Origin of the sequence: Bradyrhizobium sp. SEMIA (assembly GCF_014844175.1) — a bacterium.
Classification (GTDB): Bacteria; Pseudomonadota; Alphaproteobacteria; order Rhizobiales; family Xanthobacteraceae; genus Bradyrhizobium; species Bradyrhizobium arachidis.
Map to the genome: position 1 here is coordinate 1,086,450 of NZ_CP046601.1, position 21,081 is coordinate 1,107,530.

The following is a 21,081-nucleotide window of genomic DNA, read 5'->3' on the forward strand; positions in this document are numbered from 1 at the left end:
CAGTATTCCAGAGGCCCATGAGATTGATCGAGAGGCCGCGGCGTACTGGATCGCCCGGTCAAGCCGGGCGATGACAGCGGAGTTTGTGACCATCGCGCTCACACCAGCGCCTTGCCGCCGGCGAACGCCTTCGCCGTCGCCTCGTCGTTGGCCTGCTCGGGCAACAGCATCTCGTTGTGCGCCTTGCCGGAGGGGATCATCGGGAAGCAGTTTTCGAGCGCCGCGACGCGGCAGTCGAACAGCACCGGGCGCTTGACCGAGATCATCTCCTTGATGGCCCCATCGAGATCAGAAGGCTTGTGCACCTGCAGGCCGACGGCGCCATAGGCCTCCGCGAGCTTGACGAAATCGGGGAGCGCCTCCGAGTAGGAATGCGACAGCCGGTTGCCGTGCAGCAGCTGCTGCCACTGCCGCACCATGCCCATGTACTGGTTGTTGAGGATGAAGATCTTGATCGGCAGCTCGTACTGCACCGCCGTCGACATCTCCTGCATCGTCATCTGCACCGAGGCATCGCCCGCAATGTCGATGACGAGGCTGTCGGGATGGGCCACCTGCACGCCGACCGCGGCCGGCAGGCCGTAGCCCATGGTGCCGAGCCCGCCCGACGTCATCCAGCGATGCGGCTCTTCGAAGCCGTAGAACTGCGCCGCCCACATCTGGTGCTGGCCGACCTCGGTCGTGATGTACGTATCCTTGCCACGCGTTGCCTCGAACAGGCTCTGGATCGCGTGCTGCGGCAGGATGACGTCGTTGCTCTTCTTGTAATAGAGCGAATTGCGGGCCCGCCATTGCGTGATCTGCTGCCACCACGACTTGATGTCCGGCTTCTTCGCCTCCGCCTTGAACACCTGGATGATGTCGCCGAGGACGTTGCCGCAGTCGCCGATGATCGGCACGTCGACACGGATGTTCTTGTTGATCGAGGACGGATCGATGTCGATGTGGATCTTCTTCGAGCCGGGCGAGAACGCATCGACGCGGCCGGTGATGCGGTCGTCGAAGCGCGCGCCGACGCACAGCATGACGTCGCAATCATGCATCGTCATGTTGGCCTCGTAGGTGCCGTGCATGCCCAGCATGCCGAGCCAGTTCTTGCCCGAGGCCGGATACGCGCCGAGGCCCATCAGCGTGGACGTGATCGGGAAGCCGGTGACCTCGACCAGCTCGCGCAAGAGCTTGGTCGCCTCCGGGCCGGAATTGATGACGCCGCCACCGCTGTAGATCACGGGACGCTTGGCATTGGCGAGCAGAGACACGGCTTTCCGGATCTGCGTCGCATCGCCCTTCACGCGCGGCGCGTAGGAGCGGTGCACGTCGGATTTGCGCGGCGGATGATAGGTGCCGGTTGCGAACTGCACGTCCTTGGGCACGTCGACCAGCACCGGGCCTGGACGGCCCGACGTGGCAACATAGAAGGCTTCGTGCAGGACCTTGGCGAGATCGTTGACGTCGCGGACCAGCCAGTTGTGCTTGGTGCAGGGCCGCGTGATGCCGACCGTGTCGCATTCCTGGAACGCGTCGTTGCCGATCAGATGCGTCGGCACCTGGCCGGAGATGCAGACCAGCGGGATCGAGTCCATCAGCGCATCGGTCAGCGGCGTCACCATGTTGGTGGCGCCCGGACCGGAGGTCACCAGCGCAACGCCCGGCTTGCCGGTCGAGCGCGCATAGCCCTCGGCGGCGTGGCCCGCGCCCTGCTCGTGGCGGACCAGGATGTGCTGGACCTCGCTCTGCTGGAAGATCTCGTCATAGATCGGAAGCACCGCGCCGCCGGGATAGCCGAAAATGTCGGTCACGCCGTGGTCGATGAGCGCGCGGACGATCATCGCGGCGCCGGTCATCTGGTTCGGATCGTGGCTCTTGTCGGTCATTGGCTTGCTCCGGATGCGCTGTTGTCAGCGGCTTTCGTTCTGGGTTCGGGAAATAAAAAAGGCCCCGAAGAGGGCCCATGCACACCGCCTGTCTTGTGGATGGCAGCTAGCCACCCCCGGCGGTGTGCCTGGGTACGACGGCGATAAGGAGTTTGGTAATAATGTTACGCATGGCGGGCGCTCGGCTTCCCAAAGGTTGCGCGAAACATAACGGCCAAAGCCTAGATGTCAAGGCAAAGCGGCCGTTCCCGCGCGATTTAGGAAGTGTAGCGGTGTTCCCGGGGTTCGGCGAGAGGTAAATGCGGGAACCCGAACACAAAAGCGCGTCAGCCCGTCATTCCGGGGCGATGCGCAGCATCGAGCCCGGAATCCATAGCCACAAGCCTCGCTGGGGTCCGAGGGATCGCAGAATGCCGTCGCCACACGAGCGCTTGGGGGTATGGGTTCCGGGCTCGCGCTGCGCGCGCCCCGGAACGACGACCGAGCGAGGCTCTTATTCCTCGTCCCGCGCCGCGTTCACGGCGGCGGCGAGCCATCCCCTCGCCTCCGCCAGCTTCACCCACTCGAATTCGGGGAGTTGATGCCGGAACCAGGTGAATTGCCGCTTGGCATAGTGGCGGGTGTCGGCGCGGCCGATCGCGGCGGCGTCCTCCAGGCTGAGCTCGCCGCGCAGATGCCGCATCAGCGCCGGCACGCCATGGGCCTTCATCGCCGGCAGCAGCGGATCGAGCTGGCGGGCGGCCAGCCGCTCGATCTCCTTCAGCGCGCCGGCACCCAGCATCGCGTCGAAGCGGGCATCGATGCGGGCATAGAGCTCGTCGCGCTCGGGCGCGAGGAAGACCGCACGATAACTGTCCTTGGGCAATAGCGGCGGCTGGCCCTCATGGTGCCAGTCCAGCAGCGAGCGGCCGGTCGCCTCGATCACTTCGAGCGCGCGCGAGATCCGGGTCCGGTCGCGCAGGTTCAATCGCTCGGCAGCACGCGGATCGCGGCGTGCGAGTTCCGCATGCAGCGCCTCGACGCCGTTCTGCTCCAGCCGCGCCCGTACGTCCTCGCGCACCTGCGCAGGGATCGGGGGCACCACGGAAAGGCCCGCCGTCAGCGCCTTGAAATAGAGCCCGGTACCGCCGATGAAGATCGCTAGGCGGCCTTCGGCTTGCGCCTCCTCGAGCGCCTTGGCTGCATCGCTCACCCAGGCACCGGCCGAGAAATTCACGGCCGCATCAACATGGCCGTAGAGCCGGTGCGGCGCGCGCGCCTCCTCGCCATGGGTGGGGCGTGCCGTGATGATGCGGAGGTCGCGGTAGACCTGCATGGAATCGGCATTGATGACGATTCCGCCCGCGCTGAGGGCAAGCTCCAGCGCCAGCGCCGACTTGCCGCTGGCGGTCGGGCCTGCGATAAGCACGGCCTTGCTCGTACGTCCCTCGCTCACGAAAACCTCAAATGTCCCTCGTCGCGACGCTGATCTGCAACCCCGACAATCCCGCGCTCGACTCGACCATCGTCGACGGCGCCCGCGCCGTGCTGCCGAAAGCGCAACCGGCGCACTGGCTGTTCGACGGGGTTGCGGTCGATATTCCTTTCGGCGCGCAGGATAACCTCGAAGGCGACCGTCACGCCATCGAGCAGCGGCTCCGCGAGCTGCGCGGCGACCTGCCGATCGACATCGTGGTGCAGCCTGTCGGCTTCCGGCGCAAGAAGCTTTTTCTCGCCGACATGGATTCCACCATGATCGGCCAGGAATGCATCGACGAGCTCGCCGATCTCGTCGGGATGAAGGCCCATGTCGCAGCAATCACCGAACGCGCGATGCGCGGCGAGATCGAGTTCGAGCCGGCGCTGCGCGAGCGCGTCGCGCTGCTGAAAGACCTTCCCGCCAGCGTGGTGGACGAGGTGCTGGCCAAGCGCATCACGCTGACCCCGGGCGGCCGCGAATTGGTGGCGACCATGCGCAAGCACGGCGCCTACACCTGCCTCGTCTCCGGCGGCTTCACCCTGTTCACCAGCGCGGTCGCCGCCAAGATCGGCTTCCAGGAGAACCGCGCCAACGAGCTCGTCGTGCGTGACGGCAAGTTCACCGGCGAGGTCAAGGAGCCGATCCTCGGCCGCGCGGCAAAGCTGGCGACGCTGGTGGATCTGATGGAATCGTTCGATCTCGACGACATCGACTCCGTCGTGGTCGGCGACGGCGCCAATGACCTCGCGATGATCCAGGCGGCGGGACTGGGCGTTGCGTATCACGCCAAGCCGGCGGTGGCCGCGGCTGCGGCGGCGCGGATCGATCACGGTGATCTCACCGCCCTGCTTTATGCGCAGGGGTATCGGCGCGACGAGTTCGTGGAGACCTGACACAGTCGTCGTTCCGGGATGGTGCGAAGCACCAGACCCGGAACCTAGAGATTCCGGGTTCGGTGCTTCGCACCGCCCCGGAATGACAGATGAGGTTACTGCACGCTCAGCGCGACGAACCGCAATTCGCCATCGCCGTTCGAGACCAGCAGCAGCACGGACTTCTTGCCGTCCTTCTTGAGCTGGTCGACGCGCTTCTGGATGTCGGCGCCGCTGGAGACGGCCTCCTGTGCCACTTCGACGATGACGTCGCCCGCGGAGAGGCGCTTCTCGGCCGCATCCGAATTGGCATCGACATTGGTGACGACCACGCCCTTGACGCTGTCCTTGATCTTGTAGCGCGAGCGCAGGTCCTTGCTGAGCGCTGCGAGATCAAGGCCGAGCGCTTTCTGCGTCACCAGCTTCTCGGGCGGGGGCTCGTCGGTCTTCACCGCGGCCTGCACCTTCTCGGGATCCTGCAAGCGGCCGAGCGTGACCTTCTTGGTCTGCTCCTCGCCCTTGCGGATGATGACGACGTCGACCTCCTTGCCGACCGCGGTGTCGGCGACGACGCGGGAGAGGTCCTTCGGGTCCTTGACGTCCTTGCCGTCGAACTTGACCACGACGTCGCCGGGCTCGATGCCGGCGGGCTTGGCCGGGCCCTTGTCGTCGACCCCCGCAACCAGCGCGCCGCGCGCCGGCTTGATGTTGAGGCTCTCGGCGATCTCGTCGGTGACGCTCTGGATGCGCACCCCGAGCCAGCCGCGGCGGAGTTCGCCGAACTGGCGCAGCTGGTCGACGACACCCGCGACCGTCTTCGACGGCACGGCGAAGCCGATGCCGATCGAGCCGCCGGACGGCGAGATGATCAGGGTGTTGACGCCGATGACGTCGCCTTCGAGGTTGAACAGCGGGCCGCCGGAATTGCCGCGGTTGATGGCGGCGTCGGTCTGGATGTAGCTGTCATAGGGTCCCGAGGAGATGTCTCGGTTCTTGGCCGAGACGATGCCGGCGGTCACCGTGCCGCCCAGGCTGAACGGATTGCCGATCGCGACCACCCAGTCGCCGAGGCGCAGCTTGTCGCTGTCGCCGAACTTCACCGCGACCAGCGGCTTCGGCGGCTTGAACTTGAGCACGGCGAGGTCGGTCTTCTTGTCGACGCCGACCAGCTCGGCCTTGATCTTGGTGCCGTCGTTGAGGATGACGTTGATCTCGTCGGCATCCGCGATGACGTGGTTGTTGGTGACGACGACGCCCGCCGTGTCGATGATGAAGCCGCTTCCGAGCGAGTTGGTCTTGCGCGGCGGCCCGCTGCCATTATCGCCGCCCTTGCTGCCGCCACCGGGGCCTTTGCGGTTCTTGAAGAAGTCGTCGAAGAACTCCTCGAACGGCGAGCCGGGCGGCAGTTGCGGCATGGTGTTGGCGCCGCCCTTGGCCTCGACGGTCTGCGAGGTCGAGATGTTGACGACCGCGTCGATCACCTTCTCGGCGACGTCGGCAATGCCCTCCGGTCCGCGCGCGTAAGCCGGCGTGCCGAACACGCTGAATGCACTGACGGCGAGCGCGGCCAGCCCTAAACGCAAGCGGGTCCGGGCAATGGTGGCAGCGGTCATTGGTTTCTCCAGAGAAAAGGAATCGGCGCCAAGAATTCGGCTCCAAGACTGCGCTCGAACGGGGGGACGGCGCAAGCACGGAGCTTAACGGGCCTCAGGACCCGAATAATACGGCGAAAACCGGTTCTTCGCCTTCACTTTGGCGTTGTCGTGACGCTTAAACCGGGCGGCGCATAACCCAGATCAGGATCAGACCGGCCACAGCCGAGCCAATCCCGACCGCCCGCAGGATGTTGTCCGGTGTGGCGATGGCGCTCTTCATGGCTTTGCGCATCCAGTTCGGACTTGCCGCGAACATCAAGCCTTCCAGCACGAACAGGATGCCTAGGCCGATGAGGAAGTCGGCGAACGCAATGGACCTCATCGGATTGGAACCTCCCGTTGTGCTGTTCTTGTGTGGACGCAGGGCGGCAGACCTGCCGCCCTCGTCTAGCTTACGGTTTCGCCGGCGTCTCGGTCGCCGTCCTGCCGGACGGGCTACCGAAATACCGGAAGAAGTCCGAGCCCGGCCGCAGCAGGAAGCGTGTGTCGCTCGCCTTCAGCCCGTTCTCGTAGGCGGTCATCGACCGGTAGAAGGCGAAGAAGTCGGCATCCTTGCTGTAGGCCTCGGCGAACAGGCGGTTGCGCTCGGCATCGCCGGCGCCGCGGGTCTGCTCGGCCTGCGAATTGGCTTCCGCGACAATGACGGTCGCCTCACGGTCGGCCTTCGACTTGATCTCCTGTGCCTTCTGGCCGCCCTGGGCGCGGAACTCGGCAGCTTCGCGCTCGCGCTCGGTCTTCATGCGCAGATAGACCGCCTGGCTGTTCTGCTCCGGCAGATCGGCGCGACGGATCCGGACGTCGACCACCTGGATGCCGTAGCCGTCGGCCTCGCGATCGAGCTGGTCGCGGATACGCAGCATCAGCTTCTCGCGGTCGTCGCGCACCACGTTGATGAAGGTGACCTCGCCGAGCACACGGCGCAGCGCCGCGTTGAGGAGCGTGGTGAGCTGGATGTTGGCGGCCTGGATCGAACCGACGCTCTGGTAGAAGCGTAGCGCGTCCTTGATGCGGTAGCGCGCGAAGGCGTCGACCACGAGCCGCTTCTGGTCGGACGCGATCGCTTCCTGCGACGGGTTCTCGAGGTCGAGGATCCGCTTGTCGATGTTGATCACCGAATTCCACGGCGCCTTGAAGTGCAGGCCGGGTGCGGTGACGACGTCGACGGGCCGACCGAACTGCAGCACGATGGTCTGCTCGGTCTGCTGCACCGTGAACAACGACATGTAGCCGACGATCACGACGAGCAGGAGCGCGAGCAGCGTGACGATACCTGTGACCGGAGACCTCATCGGTTGCCTCCGCCCGACTGCTGGCCGCTGGTCGGCGGCCGCTTGGTCGTCAATTCATTGAGCGGAAGGAAGGGCACGACGCCCTGGCCCGAGGGGCCGCCATCATAGACGAGCTTGTCCGCGCCGCCGAGCACCCGCTCCATGGTCTCCAGATAGATCCGTTCACGCGTCACGTCGGGCGCCTTCTTGTATTCCTCGTAAACCTTCAGGAAGCGCGCACTCTGGCCCTTGGCCTCGGCGATCGCCTGCTCCCTGTAGCCTTCGGCAGCCTGGAGGATCTGCGCCGCGCGTCCGCGCGCCTGCGGCACCACCTGGTTGGCGTAGGTCTGGGCTTCGTTCTGCAGCTGCTCGAGATTGGCGCGTGCCGCCTGGACGTCGCGGAAGGCAGCAATCACCTCGCCCGGCGGGTCGACCTTCTGCATCTGCACCTGGGTGATGAGAATGCCGGAGCCGTAGCCGTCCAGGGTCCTCTGGATCAGTTCCTGCACGCCCTGCTCGGTGACGTTGCGCGCGCCGGTCAGGATCGGCTGGATCTGCGATCGGCCGATCACCTCGCGCATCGCGCTCTCGGCGACCGCCTTCACGGTGCCTTCGGGGTTCTGGATGTTGAAGAGGAAGTCACCGACCCCGTCCGGCTTGATGCGCCAGAGCACGGTGAAGTCGACGTCGACGATGTTCTCGTCGCCGGTCAGCATCAGGCTCTCTTCCGGCACGTCACGAATGGAGCGGCCGCGCCGCGCCGGATCGTCGATCAGCGTCATGCCGATCGAGATGGTGTTGACGCGCAGCGCCTTCGGCAGCAGCACGGTCTCGATCGGATAGGGCAGATGATAGTTCAGGCCCGGCTGCACGGTGCGAACGTGCTTGCCGAAGCGCAGCACGACGCCGAGCTCTTCGGACTGCACGCGGAAGAAGCCCGACAGCAGCCAGAACGCAACGATGATCAGGATGATCAGCGTGATGCCGATGCCGGAGAAATAGCCGCCCGGCATGATCTGCTGGAGACGGTCCTGGCCGCGGCGCAGAAGGTCTTCCAGATCCGGCGGCCTCGGCCCGACCGGTTGCGGGCCCGTGCCCCATGGTCCTTTCGGACCCGAGCCCCATGGGCCACCGCCCTGATTCTTCCACGGCATTCGACGCTCTCCTCGGCAGACCGGGACTAGAACTAACCCGGCCCGCATTGTCCGGTCCGGCTTTATAGGGGACCGGCAGGTCCCTTACAACGCAGCCCTCGCCGCCTTCCGAGCTATGCTCGGGCACGAAAAAGTCAATGTAAACATTGGCGAAAGCGGTTAATGGGGCGACCGCCGACGATATGTCACATAGGAGTAGTCGGCGCCGTCGTCGGGACCGGCAGGATGGCGGACACGCGCCGTCTCCTCCCAGTCCGCCTTGTCGATCTCGAAATACGTGTCGCCGTCGGGGCGCGCATGCACTTCGGTGATTTCGAGGCGATCGGCGCGATCGAGCCATTGCCGATAGATCTCGGCACCGCCGATCACCGCGATTTCAGTGACCGAACGCCGCAGGGCATCGCCGCGCGCGACATCGCCCGCATCCGCGGCCGATGTCGTGACAATGGCACCCGCGGCGCGATAATCCGCATCGCGCGTGATCACGATGTTGGTGCGTCCCGGCAGCGGCCTACGCAGGGACTCGAACGTCTTGCGGCCCATGATCACGGGCTTGCCGATGGTGAGCGCCTTGAAGCGCGCCATGTCGGATTTCAACCGCCATGGGATCGCGTTGCCGGCGCCGATGACACCGTTCTCCGCGATCGCGACGACGAAGACGATCTCCATCAGTTAGCGCTCCCGGCAAGCCGCCTCAAGGCAGGACCAGAGACGCGGCACAGCGTCCAGTCGTCCATCATCACCGCGCCGAGCGATTTGTAGAACGCGATCGACGGCGCATTCCAGTCGAGCACCGCCCATTGCAGGCGCGACCAGCCATTGTCGACGCATTCCTTGGCGAGATAGACCAGCAGCGCCTTGCCGAGGCCCTTGCCCCGATGCGACGGCCGCACATAGAGATCTTCGAGATAGATGCCGTGACGGCCGCTGAAGGTGGAGAAATTCGTAAACCACACCGCGAAGCCGACAGCCTCGCCGTCCCATTCGCCGATTGCGCAATAAAGCCGCGGGTTGCTGCCGAACAGCGCCTCCGCAATCGTCTGCTCCGTCGCCTCGACCTCGTGCGAAAGCTTTTCGTACTCGGCGAGTTCGCGGATGAAGGCAAGAACGAGCCCGGCCTCGTCCGGGCGCGCGCGGCGGATGCTGAGAGACATCGCTTTAAAGAGCCCGCATGATCATATCGGAAAACCGCTGCACACTTTTCCGGATCATGCGTCAGACCGCGACTTCCGCCTTGATGTGCGGATGCGGGTCGTAGCCGACGAGCTCGAAATCCTCGTAACGGAAGGAGAAGATGTCCTTCACATCGGGATTGATGCGCATCACCGGCAGCGCGCGCGGCGCGCGCGTCAGCTGAAGCCGCGCCTGCTCCAGATGGTTGGAATAGAGGTGGGTGTCGCCGAGCGAGTGCACGAAATCGCCGGGCTTCAATCCCGTGACCTGCGCCACCATCATGGTGAGCAGCGCGTAGGAGGCGATGTTGAAGGGCACGCCGAGGAAGACGTCGGCCGAGCGCTGATAGAGCTGGCACGACAGCTTGCCGTTGGCGACATAGAACTGGAACAGCAGGTGGCAGGGCGGCAGCGCCATCTTCTCGACGTCGGCCGGATTCCAGGCGGTGACGATCAGCCGGCGCGAATCCGGGGTGCGCTTGATCATCTCGATGACATTGGCGATCTGATCGATGCTGCGCCCGTCGGCCGTGGGCCAGGAGCGCCATTGATGGCCGTAGACCGGGCCGAGGTCGCCGTTGGCGTCGGCCCATTCGTCCCAGATGGTGACGCCGTTGTCCTTGAGATACTTGATGTTGGTGTCGCCCTTCAGGAACCACAGCAGCTCATGCACGATCGCCTTCAGCGGCAGCCGCTTGGTGGTCAGCATCGGGAAGCCGGCGGACAGATTGAATCGCATCTGATGGCCGAACACCGACAGCGTGCCGGTGCCGGTCCGATCTGTCTTCTCGGCGCCGTCTGAAAGAATCCGCTCGAGCAGGTCCTGATACTGGTGCATGTGCCAATGAGCCTTTGGGGAGGCGGCGAACTTAACGGCCGCCCCCGCGCTGCGACAGCAGCGATTCGCTGCTCCCACAGATTATACCCGGAAAAGGTGAGCGTTCCCGCGGCAAACGACAAGGGGCGGAACTTAAGTCCCGCCCCTCGCCTATCGGCTTGAAAGTGCTGGTTAAGTCGCCGGCTTGAGCACCGGGCTCCACTTCGCGATCTCGTTCTTGACGAGGGTTGCGAGGGCTTCCGGCGTCCGGTCCTTGGGGGCCGGGATGACACTGCCAAGCTCGAGCAAGCGCTTCTTCACGGTCTCGTCGTCGAGCGCCTTGATGGCGGCGGCGTTCAGGCTGGCAATGATCGCGGGCGAAGTTCCCTTCGGCGCGAACATTGCGTTCCAGGCCTGGGCCTGGAAGTTCGGCAGGCCGGCTTCCGCGGTCGTCGGCACGTTCGGCAGCGACGGATTGCGCTCGGGCGTTGCGATCGCATAGGCCTTGATTGTGCCGGCGTTGATCTGCGGAACCGCGTTGACGATCTGATCGCACATGTAGTCGACCTGCCCCGCCACCAGCGCGTTCATCGCAGGACCCGTGCCGTTGAAGGGCACGCCGACCGGCTTGATGTCGAGGATGGAGTGCAGGAGCTCGCAAGAGACATGCGAGACCGAGCCGACGCCGGCATGCGCAGCGTTCACCTTCTCGGCATTGGCCTTCACGTAAGTCACGAACTCCTTGAGGTCCTTCGGCGGAAAATCCTTGCGCGCGAGGATCAGGATCGGCGTGCCCGCGAGCAACGCGATCGGCTCAAAATCCTTTTCGGGATGATAGGCGAGCTTGGGATAGAGCGGCACGGATGCCGCGTGCGTGCCCATATGCCCGGTGATGAGCGTATAGCCGTCATTGGTCGCGCGTGCGGCGCGCGTGGTTGCGGTGGTGCCGCCGGCGCCGACCACGTTCTCGATGATGATGCTCTGCCCCAGCGTCTGCGCCATATGCGCGGTGACGATGCGCGAGATGACGTCGGTCGGGCCGCCCGCTGCGAACGGCACGATCATGGTGATGCTGCGCGTCGGATAGTTTTGCGCTTTCGCCGGTGCGACAAAGGCGCACAGCGATGCGAGCGCGGCAGCACATGCGCCCGTAGCAAGCGCGCGAAGAGAGGTCATATCGTTTTCCCCGGGACACAAACAAAAAAATGCCGGCCACAAGGGCCGGCATTTTCATGTCACGAAGACATCACACACGTCGATTCGACTTCCGAATGCGGCGTGCGGACGCAGGGCGCCGCGCGGACGCAGGGCCGCGCGGACGCAGAGCCGCGCGGACGCGATCAGTTCTCGGACTCGGTGAACACCTCGTCGCGCTTGGCACGCAGCGTCGGCAACACCGTCAGCACCAGAAGGCCGAGCGAGATCGCCAGCAGCACCGCCGAGAGCGGCCGCGTCAGGAACACGCTCCAGTCGCCGCGCGAGATCAGCAGCGCGCGGCGCAGGTTCTCTTCCATCAGCGGTCCCAGCACCATGCCGAGCAGCAGCGGCGCCGGCTCGAAATCGTGCTTGATCAGCCAGTAGCCGACCAGACCGAACACGCCGGCGAGGATGACGTCGACCGGCGCGTTGTTCACCGAGTAGATGCCGATCGCGCAGAAGATCACGATCGAGGGGAACATCAGCCGGTAAGGCACGCGCAGCAGGCGGACCCAGATGCCCACGAGCGGCAGGTTGATGATGATCAGCATCAGATTGCCGATCCACATCGAGGCGATCATGCCCCAGACGAGATCCGGCTGCTTCTGCATCACCTGTGGACCCGGCACGATGCCGTGGATGGTCATCGCGCCCACCATCAGCGCCATCACCGCGTTCGGCGGGATGCCGAGGGTGAGCAGCGGGATGAAGGAGGTCTGCGCTGCGGCGTTGTTGGCGCTTTCCGGCGCCGCCACGCCTTCGATCGCGCCGCGACCGAACCGCTTCGGATCCTTCGCGAGCTTCTTCTCGAGGGTGTAGGCCGCGAACGAGGCGATCACCGCGCCGCCGCCCGGAAGGATGCCGAGGATCGAGCCGAGCACGGTGCCGCGCAGGATCGGTGGCGTCGAGTCGACCAGGTCCTTCCTGGTCGGCATCAGGCCGGTGATCTTCTGCTGCACGAGGTCGCGGTTCATCTCGGCGCCTGCGTCGAGATTGCGGATGATCTCGGCGAAGCCGAACACGCCCATCGCCACCGTGGCAAAGCCGAGACCGTCGGCGAGCTCCGGAATGTTGAAGGCCATGCGCGAGGCGCCGGTCTCGATGTCCGAACCAACCATCGAGAGCAGGAGGCCGAACACGATCATCGCGATCGCCTTCAGCACCGAGCCCTTGGCCAGCACGACCGCGAAGATCAGGCCGAGCACCATCAGCGAGAAATATTCGGCCGGACCGAACGCCAGCGCGAGCTTTGTGAGTGGCGCGCCGAGGACGGCGATCAAAACGGTCGCGACGCAGCCGGCAAAGAACGAGCCGATCGCCGCGATCGCCAGTGCCGGGCCGGCACGGCCCTGCTTGGCCATCTGGTGACCGTCGATGGCGGTGACGACCGATGTCGCCTCACCTGGAATGTTGACCAAGATGGACGTGGTCGAGCCGCCATATTGCGCGCCGTAATAGATGCCGGCGAGCATGATCAGCGCGCCGACCGGCGGCAGGCCGAAGGTGATCGGCAGCAGCATCGCGACGGTTGCGATGGTGCCGATGCCGGGGAGAACGCCGACCAGCGTGCCGACGAGGGCGCCGATCAGGCACATCAGGAGGTTGATGGGAGAGAGCGCGACGGCAAAACCGTGAGCGAGGTTGGCAAAGATATCCATCACACCCTCACTGGACCAGGAAACGCGGGAACATCGGCATCGGTAGTCCGAGCACATAGGGGAACAGGATCGCGCAGCCGAGCGTCAGGCAGGCGCCGACGATGGCCGCCTCCAGCCACCGCGTCTCATGCGACCCGGTCGCGGCGATCATGAAGCTGACGAAGGCCGTGACCACGAGGCCGAGCGGCCGGATCGCGAGCGCGAAGAACAGGATCGCGACCATCACGAACAACGGCCCGCGCCAGGAATAATGCGACATTCCCGCCCCGTCCGTCAGAAGGCCGGTTAGGGCGATGCCAGCGGACAGCGCGACCAGAAGCCCGCCGAACATCCGCGGCGCGGTGCCTGCGCCGAAGGAGAAGCCGCGCATGCCCTGCAAATCACTGGAAGCCCACAGCGCAAACAGGGCGAGCGCCATCAGAATGACGCCGCCGACATAGTCCTGCGCCGAGCGGATGGTCATGAACAGCGTGACGATCGCCACCGCGAAGATCGGATAGGAATAGATCAGCGCCAGCAGCACATCGGATGACGCCTTCTTGGTCTCACCGCCGACTGCTCCGATCAGCGCACCGGGCGCGCCCGCGACCAGCGCGGTGGCGTGGCTGATCAGGACGGTGGCCGGGCCGCGTCCCGCCCCCCAGCCGAAGATCGTGCCGATCGACCAGATGAATTCGAAAATCTGCGGCGCAATCGCCAGCAGGCAAAAGCCGAGCGCCACCGAGGTGTTTCGGGTGGCTGTCGCTGAGTGGCCCATCGTATCGGCCATGCATGTCTCCTCCGCGACCCGTAAGTCACGAGCACTGTTGTTCTAAATCGGCTGGAAAGGGATCCCCGGGCCGCATCACTGCCTAGCGATTTTCATCACACAATGCCAGCAAAACCCAACAGGCCGCCGGCGAGCAAAAGCCATAGTGGATTGATGCGCGAGATCGAGGCGATCACCGCAACCATGGCGGTCAGAAGCAGTGCAGCAACGGTGCGATCGGTCGACTGGGCCAGGATCAGGGCGCTCGCTGCCATCAATCCGATCGACAGCGGAACCAGTGCAGCCTGGATCAGGCCGGGCCAGCGCGATTGGCTGGGCCGGCTCAGGAGACGGCTGACATAATAGGCAAGCAACGCGGTCGGCAGGCACATCGCCAGCGTCGCCGCCAGAGCGCCGGGGATGCCGGCAACGGCATAGCCGATTAACGTGACAATAAGCACGTTCGGACCCGGCGAGAGTTGCGCGATCGCATACGCGTCGGCGAACTGCTTGTCGGTCATCCAATGATGCACGTCGACCGCGATGCGGTGCATCTCCGGCACCGCCGCCGCGGCGCCACCGACCGCGAACAGCGACATTAGACCAAAGGTGGAGATCAGCGCCCAGATCGGGTTCTCGCTGTTCATGCTGCTACCTTCCGCCGCATCAGATATGTGACGCCGATGCTGACGGGGATCGCGACCAGCAGCACCGCCTGGAGCGGCAAGCGGAGCACGCCGATGGCGATGAACACGCCGAGCATCAGGAGGAGCACCACAACATCCATCCGCTTCAGCAGCGGCGTCATCATGCGGAAGACCACCGCGATCAGGAGGCCGACCGCGGCGCAGGAGATGCCGGCGAGGACCCGGCGCAGCACCTCGACGTCGCCGAACCGGGCATAGATGATCGCGAGCACGGTCATGATCAGCGTCGGCGGCAGCAGCAGCCCGCTGAAGGCGGCAACGCCGCCCGCGATCCCGCGCAGGCGCGAGCCGAACACCATCGACAGGTTGACGATATTGGGCCCCGGCAGGAAATGGCAGAGCGCAAAGGTCTCGTTGAACTCGTCCGCCGTCATCCAGCGGTGCTGGTCGACGATGGCGTGGCGGGCAAACACCAAGACCCCGCCGAAACCGGCCAGCGACATCCGGGCGAAGGCCAGGAACAGCGCCAGCAAGCCGGGCGGTGGGGCGTGGGCGACAGGGATATCCGGCTCTTGGACGGCCGGTGCTGAATCCGGGGGCATGTCAGGAGCTTAGAACGGCCGCGGCCGCGCGGCCAAGGTCAGAGGCGGACGGTCCGGAACCTATCCAAAGGGAACAGCGCGATCGCCGCTCGAAACCTCTGTTTTTTGAAACCTTTGCCCCCTATATTGGGGGTGCCGGTTCGCCGGCTATGGAAATAAACGGTCGTCGTAATAAACCATTCGGACCCGGGGGCGGTACCCGGCGCCTCCACCAAAGCTCATCGGACTCCAGTCCTTCAAGGTGAGTTTTGGCGGGGGCGAAATAGGATCGACGAGGGCGTAAAGGGCGTGCTTTTTCCCGGTATTGTTCCGCCGTTATCGGGCTACTGCAATAGTTGCCAACGACAACTTTGCTCCGGTTGCTCAGGCTGCGTAACGCAGTTTGAAAGACCACTCTAAAGTCCTAGCGGGTTAAGCTCCGCTAGGCGGGGTTCGGAGGCACCTGGCAACAGAAGCCTCCACTTTAACTTTTTGATTTCCTCTCCGGCGGGGACTCCTGCTGACCCGTCAGGCGCAGTACTATCGCGGCTTGGCGAGTCGGGCCGGCGGGGTCCGGCTCCGGGGATGCAACAGGACCACCATGGCGACCGATCATATCCGATACGATGTGCTGGCCCGCGACGCGCTGCGCGGCGTGCTGCGGAAGGTGCTGACCGATGCCGCGGCCCATGGCCTGCCGGGCGAGCACCATTTCTTCATCACCTTCGTGTCGAAGGCCGAGGGCGTGAAGCTGTCGTCGCGGCTCCTCGCGCAATATCCGGAAGAGATGACGATCATCCTCCAGCACCAGTTCTGGGACCTGACCGTGCTAGAGGACCGTTTCGAGGTCGGCCTGTCCTTCGGCGGCATTCCTGAGCGGCTGGTGGTGCCATTCAGCGCCATCAAGAGCTTCCTCGATCCGTCCGTGAAGTTCGGCCTCCAGTTCGACACCTCCGACGTTGCCGAGGTCGCACCGGAGACATTGCCGGCAGCCCCCGCTCCTGCCGCTGTGTCGGTGCCCGCGCCCGCCGCTGAGACGGCGGAAGCTGCGGACGAGCCGACCCCGCCGAGCCAGGGCGGCGCCGAGGTCGTGCGGCTCGATCGTTTCCGCAAGAAATGATCTAGGTTGGGCGCTAGGCCGTCGCGTCCGCCCAAACTGTCTATATAGAGAGGCATATCAGAAGGCCGCGCGGCGTTTCGCGCGACAGGATGGATATGCTCATGGCCAAGACGACCCGCCCCGCGCGCAACGCCGAAACTCGCACCGAGACCGACAGCTTCGGTCCGATCGAGGTCCCCGCCGATCGTTATTGGGGAGCGCAGACCGAGCGCTCGCGGCAGAATTTCCGCATCGGCGCCGACCGCATGCCGATCTCGCTCGTGCATGCGCTCGGCATCGTCAAGCTCGCCGCGGCGCAGTCCAATCTCGAGCTCGGCCTGCTCGACGAGCGCCGGGCCAATGCCATCATCCGCGCCGCGCGCGAGGTGATCGAGGGCAAGCTGGACGACCATTTCCCGCTCGTGGTGTGGCAGACCGGCTCCGGCACCCAGAGCAACATGAACCTCAACGAGGTGATCGCCAACCGCGCCAACGAGCTGCTCGGCGGCGAGCTCGGCGCCAAGAAGCCGGTGCATCCCAACGACCACGTCAATATGAGCCAGTCGTCGAACGACTCCTTCCCGACTGCGATGCACATCGCAGCCGCGAGCCGCATCAATGCCGACCTCGTCCCCGCCCTCGGCGAGCTGCTCGGGGCACTCCGCAAGAAGGAGAAAGAGTTCGGCAAGATCGTCAAGATCGGCCGCACCCACACCCAGGATGCGACGCCGCTGACGCTCGGCCAGGAATTTTCGGGCTATGCCGCGCAGGTCGAGAGCGGCATCGCGCGGCTGAAGGTCGCGGTGAAGGACCTCTATCCGCTGGCGCAGGGCGGCACAGCCGTCGGCACCGGCCTCAACTCGAAGCCGCGCTTTGCCAAGCTGTTCGCAAAGCACGTTGCCGGGATTACGAAGCTGCCCTTCACCAGCGCCGCCAACAAATTCGAGGCGCTGGCCTCGAACGACGCCTACGTGCTGGCGCACGGCGCCATCAATTCCGTCGCGACCGGCCTGTTCAAGATCGCCAACGACATCCGCCTGCTCGGATCAGGCCCACGCTCGGGGCTTGGCGAATTGATCCTGCCGGAAAACGAGCCGGGCTCCTCGATCATGCCGGGCAAGGTCAATCCGACGCAGTGCGAGGCGATGACCATGGTGTGCTGCCAGGTGTTCGGCAATCACACTGCCATCACGGTCGCCGGCAGCCAGGGCCATTTCGAGCTCAACGTCTACAAGCCGGTGCTGGCCTACAACATGCTGCACTCGATCCGCCTGATGGCGGATGCGGCGCGCTCCTTCACCGAACATTGCGTCAGCGGCATCCGCGCCGACGAGAAACGCATAAGTGAGCTGATGCAGCGCTCGCTGATGCTGGTCACGGCGCTGGCCCCGAAGATCGGCTACGACAACGCCGCCAAGGTGGCCAAAACGGCGCATGCCAACGGCACCACGCTGAAGGAGGAGGCGCTGCGGCTCGGCTTCGTCTCGGCGGACGAGTTCGACCGCCTGGTGCGCCCCGAGAAGATGACCAGCCCGGGATAAATTCCGAATTCCGATAGTCATCCGTAATGATACGGACGCTCGACGCTCAGAAATATGCAGTTTTAGAGACGGGATTTGATTACCGTCAATGAAATGGCCGGACGGCGTGTTACGCCCGCCGTCTGCCCTTGACGGGCGAAATTCATCGTTTGATGGCCCGAGGGGCCGATTGACGAGGATGAGCGAATGACGATCAAGTCTTGTGGGGCGCAGCGCGCCACCCTGTTTCTGAATGTTTCATCCTGCCTGATGAGGATCGGATGATGGAGACGCGGCATGGGGAACGTCATCAACCTGAATCGTTTCAGGAAGCGCGCCGAGCGGGAAGCCTCGGCGAAGCAGGCGGACGCCAACCGGGCGAAGTTCGGCCGCTCGAAGGCGGAGCGGTCGGCGGAGGAGACGCGCGCGGACAAAGCGAAGGCGCATCTGGACCAGCATCAGATCGATCGCGAGGAGCAGCCATGAAGTCGCCCGTCGTGAAACGGTCGATCGTGGTCGCCGGCCACAAGACCAGCGTCAGCCTGGAAGAGGCCTTCTGGAACGGCATGAAGGAGATTTCGGGCCTGCGCAACATGACGCTGTCCGAGCTGGTCGGCGAGATCGACAGCAACCGCCAGCAGGGCAATTTGTCCTCGGCGATCCGCCTGTTCGTGCTCGACTACTTCAAGAGCCGCGCCATGGCCGCCCTCCAGCCGGACAAGGTCCCGGCCCAGTAGCGGCCGAGGCGTTTCCTCACGCTTTCGGCATCTGCACTTTAAAATCACTCTAAGGTGCAGCTTCGGCCGACCCGTGCGCTTGACCTCACTGCCCTGCGTTGAAAATACAGGGCATGACCGACACCCATGACACGCGCCGCGAGATGCCGCTGGGCCTGGCCCAGCGCGGCTATACCGGCGTCATCCAGCACCTCTCCGCCAAGGACGCAGGCTCGGCGCTCTCGGATATCGAGCTCGAGAGCCGGCTGATCGAGCTCGGCTTCGTCGAGGGCGCCCGGGTCGAGGTCCTGCACGAGGGGCTGGTCGGGCGCGACCCGATCGCCGTGCGGGTCGACAACATCACGATCGCGGTGCGCCGCCGCGAAGCCATGGCCATCATCGTCGCCTAATTGGCGACCGGACATCTGCTCCCAAGGCCTTTGATCACATGGAATTACCCCTGCTGCATCTCGCCCTGGTCGGCACGCCCAACAGCGGCAAGACCTCGCTGTTCAACGCGCTGACCGGCAGCCGGCAGAAGGTCGCGAACTATCCCGGCGTCACCGTCGAGCGCAAGGAAGGCTTCTTCGTCACGCCCCAGGGGCGTCAGGTCTCGGTGGTCGACCTGCCCGGCACCTATTCGCTGCGCGGCCGCAGCCCGGACGAGGAGATCACCCGCGACTTCGTGCTCGGCAAGGCTTCCGGCGAGACCGTGCCCGACCTCGTGTTGTGTGTCGCCGATTCCACCAATCTGCGCCTGACCATCCGCCTGCTGCTGGAGCTCAAGCGCACCGGCCGGCCGATGATCCTCGTGCTCAACATGTTCGATATCGCGAGCCGCCGCGGCATCACCGTCGACGTCGAGCGGCTGGCCAAGGAGCTCGGCGTGCCCGTGGTCACCTCGATCGCGGTGCGCAAGGGCGGCACCGCCGACCTGCTGGCGCTGACCGACGAGATCTCTGCAAAACTCGCCGCCGAGCCGCCGCAGGATAACAGCTGGCGCGCGCTCAGCGTCTCCGAGCTGCGCGCCACCCAGCGCGAGGCCGATCGCATCATCGCCGATTGCGTCAGCCTGCCTGCCAGGCCCGACACCTGGACCGCGCGGATCGATGCGGTGGTGCTGCATCCGGTCGGCGGGCTGATCGTCCTGGCGCTGATCCTGTTCGTGATGTTCCAGGCGGTGTTCGCCTGGGCGCAGCCGGCGATGGACCTGCTCAAGTCCGGCTTCGACACGCTCGGGGAGTTCGTGCAAGCCACCCTGCCCGACGGCCTGTTGCAGAGTTTCTTGCAGAACGGCGCGATCGCGGGCGTCGGCAGCGTGATCGTGTTCCTGCCGCAGATCATCCTCATCTTCCTGTTCATCCTGCTCCTGGAAGATTTCGGCTACATGGCGCGCGCAGCGTTCCTGATGGACCGCATCATGGGCGGCGCGGGGCTGCACGGCCGCGCCTTCATTCCTCTGCTGTCGAGCTTTGCCTGCGCCATTCCCGGCATCATGGCGACGCGCGTGATCGACAACAAGCGCGACCGGCTGACCACGATCCTGATCGCGCCGCTGATGACCTGCTCGGCGCGCATTCCGGTCTACACGCTGATCATCTCCGCCTTCATTCCGGCAAAGGACGTCTGGGGCTTCATCAACCTGCAGGGCCTCGTGATGTTCGGCCTGTACGCGACCGGCATCGTCAGCGCACTTGCCGTCTCGTTCCTGATCAAATTCTTCATGCTGCGCGACTATGCGCCGGCGCCGTTCATGCTGGAGCTGCCGGACTACAAGATGCCCCGGCTGAAATCGATCGCGATCGGCATCTTCACCCGCGCCAAGATGTTCCTGTACCGCGCCGGCACCACGATCTTCTCGATGATGGTGTTGATCTGGTTCCTGGCTTCGTTCCCGCAGCCGCCCGCGGGCGCAACCGAGCCCGCGATCGACTTCAGCCTTGCTGCCATCATCGGCAAGGCGCTGGAGCCGCTGCTCGCCCCTGTCGGTTTCAATTGGCAGATCGCGGTCGCCCTGATCCCGGGCATGGCAGCGCGCGAGGTCGCGGTCGCGGCGCTCGGCACCGTCTATGCCATCGAAGGCGGCAAGGAAGCGGCCGAGCAGATCGGCCAGGTGCTGGCGACGAAATGGTCGCTCGCAACCGCTTTATCGATGCTGGCCTGGTACATCTTCGCCCCGCAATGCGCCTCCACGCTCGCCGTGATCCGGCGCGAGACCGGGAGCTGGGGATGGATGGCTGCGACCTTCGCCTACATGCTGGTGCTGGCCTATGCCGCGAGCCTCGTGACGTACAACATCGCGGTGGCGCTCGGGGCGGGATAGCCCCTCGAAACCAAACTTCGAAAACAACCCCATGCACAGTAGACCGGCGCTGCGATATCAGGGGCCTTACGTATTATCCGAAATACATTTGACACGTCGGGCAAAACACCGGCATAATGGCATCATCGAAAAGTGGCATGACGACTGTACTACTTCGTCGGGCAAAACACTGGCACGATGGAGTTGTCGAAGAAACTTCGTAACCGCATCGGAGATTTCTTCGCGCGCTTGATTTGAATCAAGCCCGTTCTCACAGCGCATTGCAAAATGGCGTAACGTCGTCGCAAGCTGGGCCCATTGTGGGGGGCGCGGAGCGAGCGA

General features: G+C 64.7%; 21 protein-coding genes and 1 other RNA gene. 8 read left to right on the plus strand and 14 right to left on the minus strand.

Annotated features, from left to right (window positions below; translation table 11 throughout):
- Nucleotides 1-98: 98 nt before the first annotated feature.
- Entirely contained in the window at nucleotides 99-1,874 is a 1,776-nt protein-coding gene (locus tag FOM02_RS05195) for an acetolactate synthase 3 large subunit (RefSeq protein WP_027560512.1), read from the minus strand.
- A gap of 493 nt (nucleotides 1,875-2,367) precedes the next feature.
- A complete protein-coding gene (gene miaA, locus FOM02_RS05200) occupies nucleotides 2,368-3,309 on the minus strand; it encodes a tRNA (adenosine(37)-N6)-dimethylallyltransferase MiaA (protein ID WP_027560513.1) in 942 nt (313 codons plus the stop codon).
- Between the two features lie 11 nt (nucleotides 3,310-3,320).
- On the opposite strand from miaA, the gene serB reads away from it, so the two are divergent.
- Entirely contained in the window at nucleotides 3,321-4,226 is a 906-nt protein-coding gene (gene serB, locus FOM02_RS05205; RefSeq protein ID WP_027560514.1) for a phosphoserine phosphatase SerB, read from the plus strand.
- 95 nt (nucleotides 4,227-4,321) lie between these two features.
- Here serB and FOM02_RS05210 read toward each other — a convergent pair whose 3' ends face one another.
- From FOM02_RS05210 to FOM02_RS05265, 12 genes are all read right to left on the minus strand, one after another.
- Nucleotides 4,322-5,818 (minus strand): Do family serine endopeptidase, encoded by a 1,497-nt coding sequence (locus FOM02_RS05210; protein ID WP_027560515.1) that lies wholly within the window; start codon nucleotides 5,816-5,818, stop codon nucleotides 4,322-4,324.
- A gap of 157 nt (nucleotides 5,819-5,975) precedes the next feature.
- A complete protein-coding gene (locus FOM02_RS05215) occupies nucleotides 5,976-6,182 on the minus strand; it encodes a DUF2065 domain-containing protein (protein WP_027560516.1) in 207 nt (68 codons plus the stop codon).
- A gap of 70 nt (nucleotides 6,183-6,252) precedes the next feature.
- Nucleotides 6,253-7,149 (minus strand): protease modulator HflC, encoded by an 897-nt coding sequence (gene hflC / locus FOM02_RS05220; RefSeq protein ID WP_027560517.1) that lies wholly within the window; start codon nucleotides 7,147-7,149, stop codon nucleotides 6,253-6,255.
- The gene (gene hflK / locus FOM02_RS05225; RefSeq protein WP_027560518.1) at nucleotides 7,146-8,282 is read right to left on the minus strand and encodes an FtsH protease activity modulator HflK; all 1,137 of its coding nucleotides are present in this window, start codon (nucleotides 8,280-8,282) and stop codon (nucleotides 7,146-7,148) included. The genes hflC and hflK overlap by 4 nt, the downstream gene beginning before the upstream one ends.
- Nucleotides 8,283-8,441: 159 nt before the next feature.
- On the minus strand, nucleotides 8,442-8,951 hold the full coding sequence (locus FOM02_RS05230) for a dihydrofolate reductase (RefSeq protein ID WP_027560519.1): 510 nt from the start codon (nucleotides 8,949-8,951) through the stop codon (nucleotides 8,442-8,444).
- Nucleotides 8,951-9,436 (minus strand): GNAT family N-acetyltransferase, encoded by a 486-nt coding sequence (locus FOM02_RS05235; RefSeq protein WP_027560520.1) that lies wholly within the window; start codon nucleotides 9,434-9,436, stop codon nucleotides 8,951-8,953. Before FOM02_RS05235 ends, FOM02_RS05230 begins: the two co-directional genes overlap by 1 nt.
- 61 nt (nucleotides 9,437-9,497) lie before the next feature.
- Entirely contained in the window at nucleotides 9,498-10,292 is a 795-nt protein-coding gene (locus tag FOM02_RS05240) for a thymidylate synthase (protein ID WP_027560521.1), read from the minus strand.
- A gap of 171 nt (nucleotides 10,293-10,463) precedes the next feature.
- Complete coding sequence (locus tag FOM02_RS05245) at nucleotides 10,464-11,447, minus strand: tripartite tricarboxylate transporter substrate binding protein BugD (RefSeq protein WP_027560522.1); 984 nt, start codon at nucleotides 11,445-11,447, stop codon at nucleotides 10,464-10,466.
- 164 nt (nucleotides 11,448-11,611) lie between these two features.
- The gene (locus FOM02_RS05250; RefSeq protein WP_027560523.1) at nucleotides 11,612-13,126 is read right to left on the minus strand and encodes a tripartite tricarboxylate transporter permease; all 1,515 of its coding nucleotides are present in this window, start codon (nucleotides 13,124-13,126) and stop codon (nucleotides 11,612-11,614) included.
- Between the two features lie 7 nt (nucleotides 13,127-13,133).
- Nucleotides 13,134-13,895 (minus strand): tripartite tricarboxylate transporter TctB family protein, encoded by a 762-nt coding sequence (locus FOM02_RS05255; RefSeq protein ID WP_027560524.1) that lies wholly within the window; start codon nucleotides 13,893-13,895, stop codon nucleotides 13,134-13,136.
- Nucleotides 13,896-13,990: 95 nt separating this feature from the next.
- Nucleotides 13,991-14,521 (minus strand): chromate transporter, encoded by a 531-nt coding sequence (locus FOM02_RS05260; RefSeq protein ID WP_027560525.1) that lies wholly within the window; start codon nucleotides 14,519-14,521, stop codon nucleotides 13,991-13,993.
- Nucleotides 14,518-15,123 (minus strand): chromate transporter, encoded by a 606-nt coding sequence (locus tag FOM02_RS05265; RefSeq protein ID WP_027560526.1) that lies wholly within the window; start codon nucleotides 15,121-15,123, stop codon nucleotides 14,518-14,520. The genes FOM02_RS05260 and FOM02_RS05265 overlap by 4 nt, the downstream gene beginning before the upstream one ends.
- Before the next feature lie 95 nt (nucleotides 15,124-15,218).
- On the opposite strand from FOM02_RS05265, the gene ssrA reads away from it, so the two are divergent.
- The 7 genes from ssrA (at nucleotide 15,219) to feoB (ending at nucleotide 20,760) form a co-directional block, all read left to right on the plus strand.
- Nucleotides 15,219-15,586: a transfer-messenger RNA gene (ssrA, locus tag FOM02_RS05270) on the plus strand.
- A gap of 117 nt (nucleotides 15,587-15,703) precedes the next feature.
- A complete protein-coding gene (locus tag FOM02_RS05275; protein ID WP_027560527.1) occupies nucleotides 15,704-16,222 on the plus strand; it encodes an SspB family protein in 519 nt (172 codons plus the stop codon).
- A gap of 89 nt (nucleotides 16,223-16,311) precedes the next feature.
- Complete coding sequence (fumC, locus tag FOM02_RS05280) at nucleotides 16,312-17,742, plus strand: class II fumarate hydratase (protein WP_027560528.1); 1,431 nt, start codon at nucleotides 16,312-16,314, stop codon at nucleotides 17,740-17,742.
- A 276-nt stretch (nucleotides 17,743-18,018) separates the two neighbouring features.
- Nucleotides 18,019-18,207: a DUF4169 family protein gene (locus FOM02_RS05285; RefSeq protein WP_027560529.1), complete on the plus strand. Its 189-nt coding sequence runs from the start codon at nucleotides 18,019-18,021 to the stop codon at nucleotides 18,205-18,207.
- Nucleotides 18,204-18,458, plus strand: coding sequence for a ribbon-helix-helix domain-containing protein (locus FOM02_RS05290; RefSeq protein ID WP_027560530.1), 255 nt, complete (start codon nucleotides 18,204-18,206; stop codon nucleotides 18,456-18,458). Before FOM02_RS05285 ends, FOM02_RS05290 begins: the two co-directional genes overlap by 4 nt.
- Before the next feature lie 113 nt (nucleotides 18,459-18,571).
- Nucleotides 18,572-18,847: a FeoA family protein gene (locus tag FOM02_RS05295; RefSeq protein ID WP_027560531.1), complete on the plus strand. Its 276-nt coding sequence runs from the start codon at nucleotides 18,572-18,574 to the stop codon at nucleotides 18,845-18,847.
- 38 nt (nucleotides 18,848-18,885) lie between these two features.
- Nucleotides 18,886-20,760 carry a ferrous iron transporter B gene (gene feoB, locus FOM02_RS05300; protein ID WP_027560532.1) on the plus strand — a complete coding sequence of 625 codons (1,875 nt, stop codon included), beginning with the start codon at nucleotides 18,886-18,888 and terminating at the stop codon, nucleotides 20,758-20,760.
- Nucleotides 20,761-21,081 lie beyond the last annotated feature (321 nt).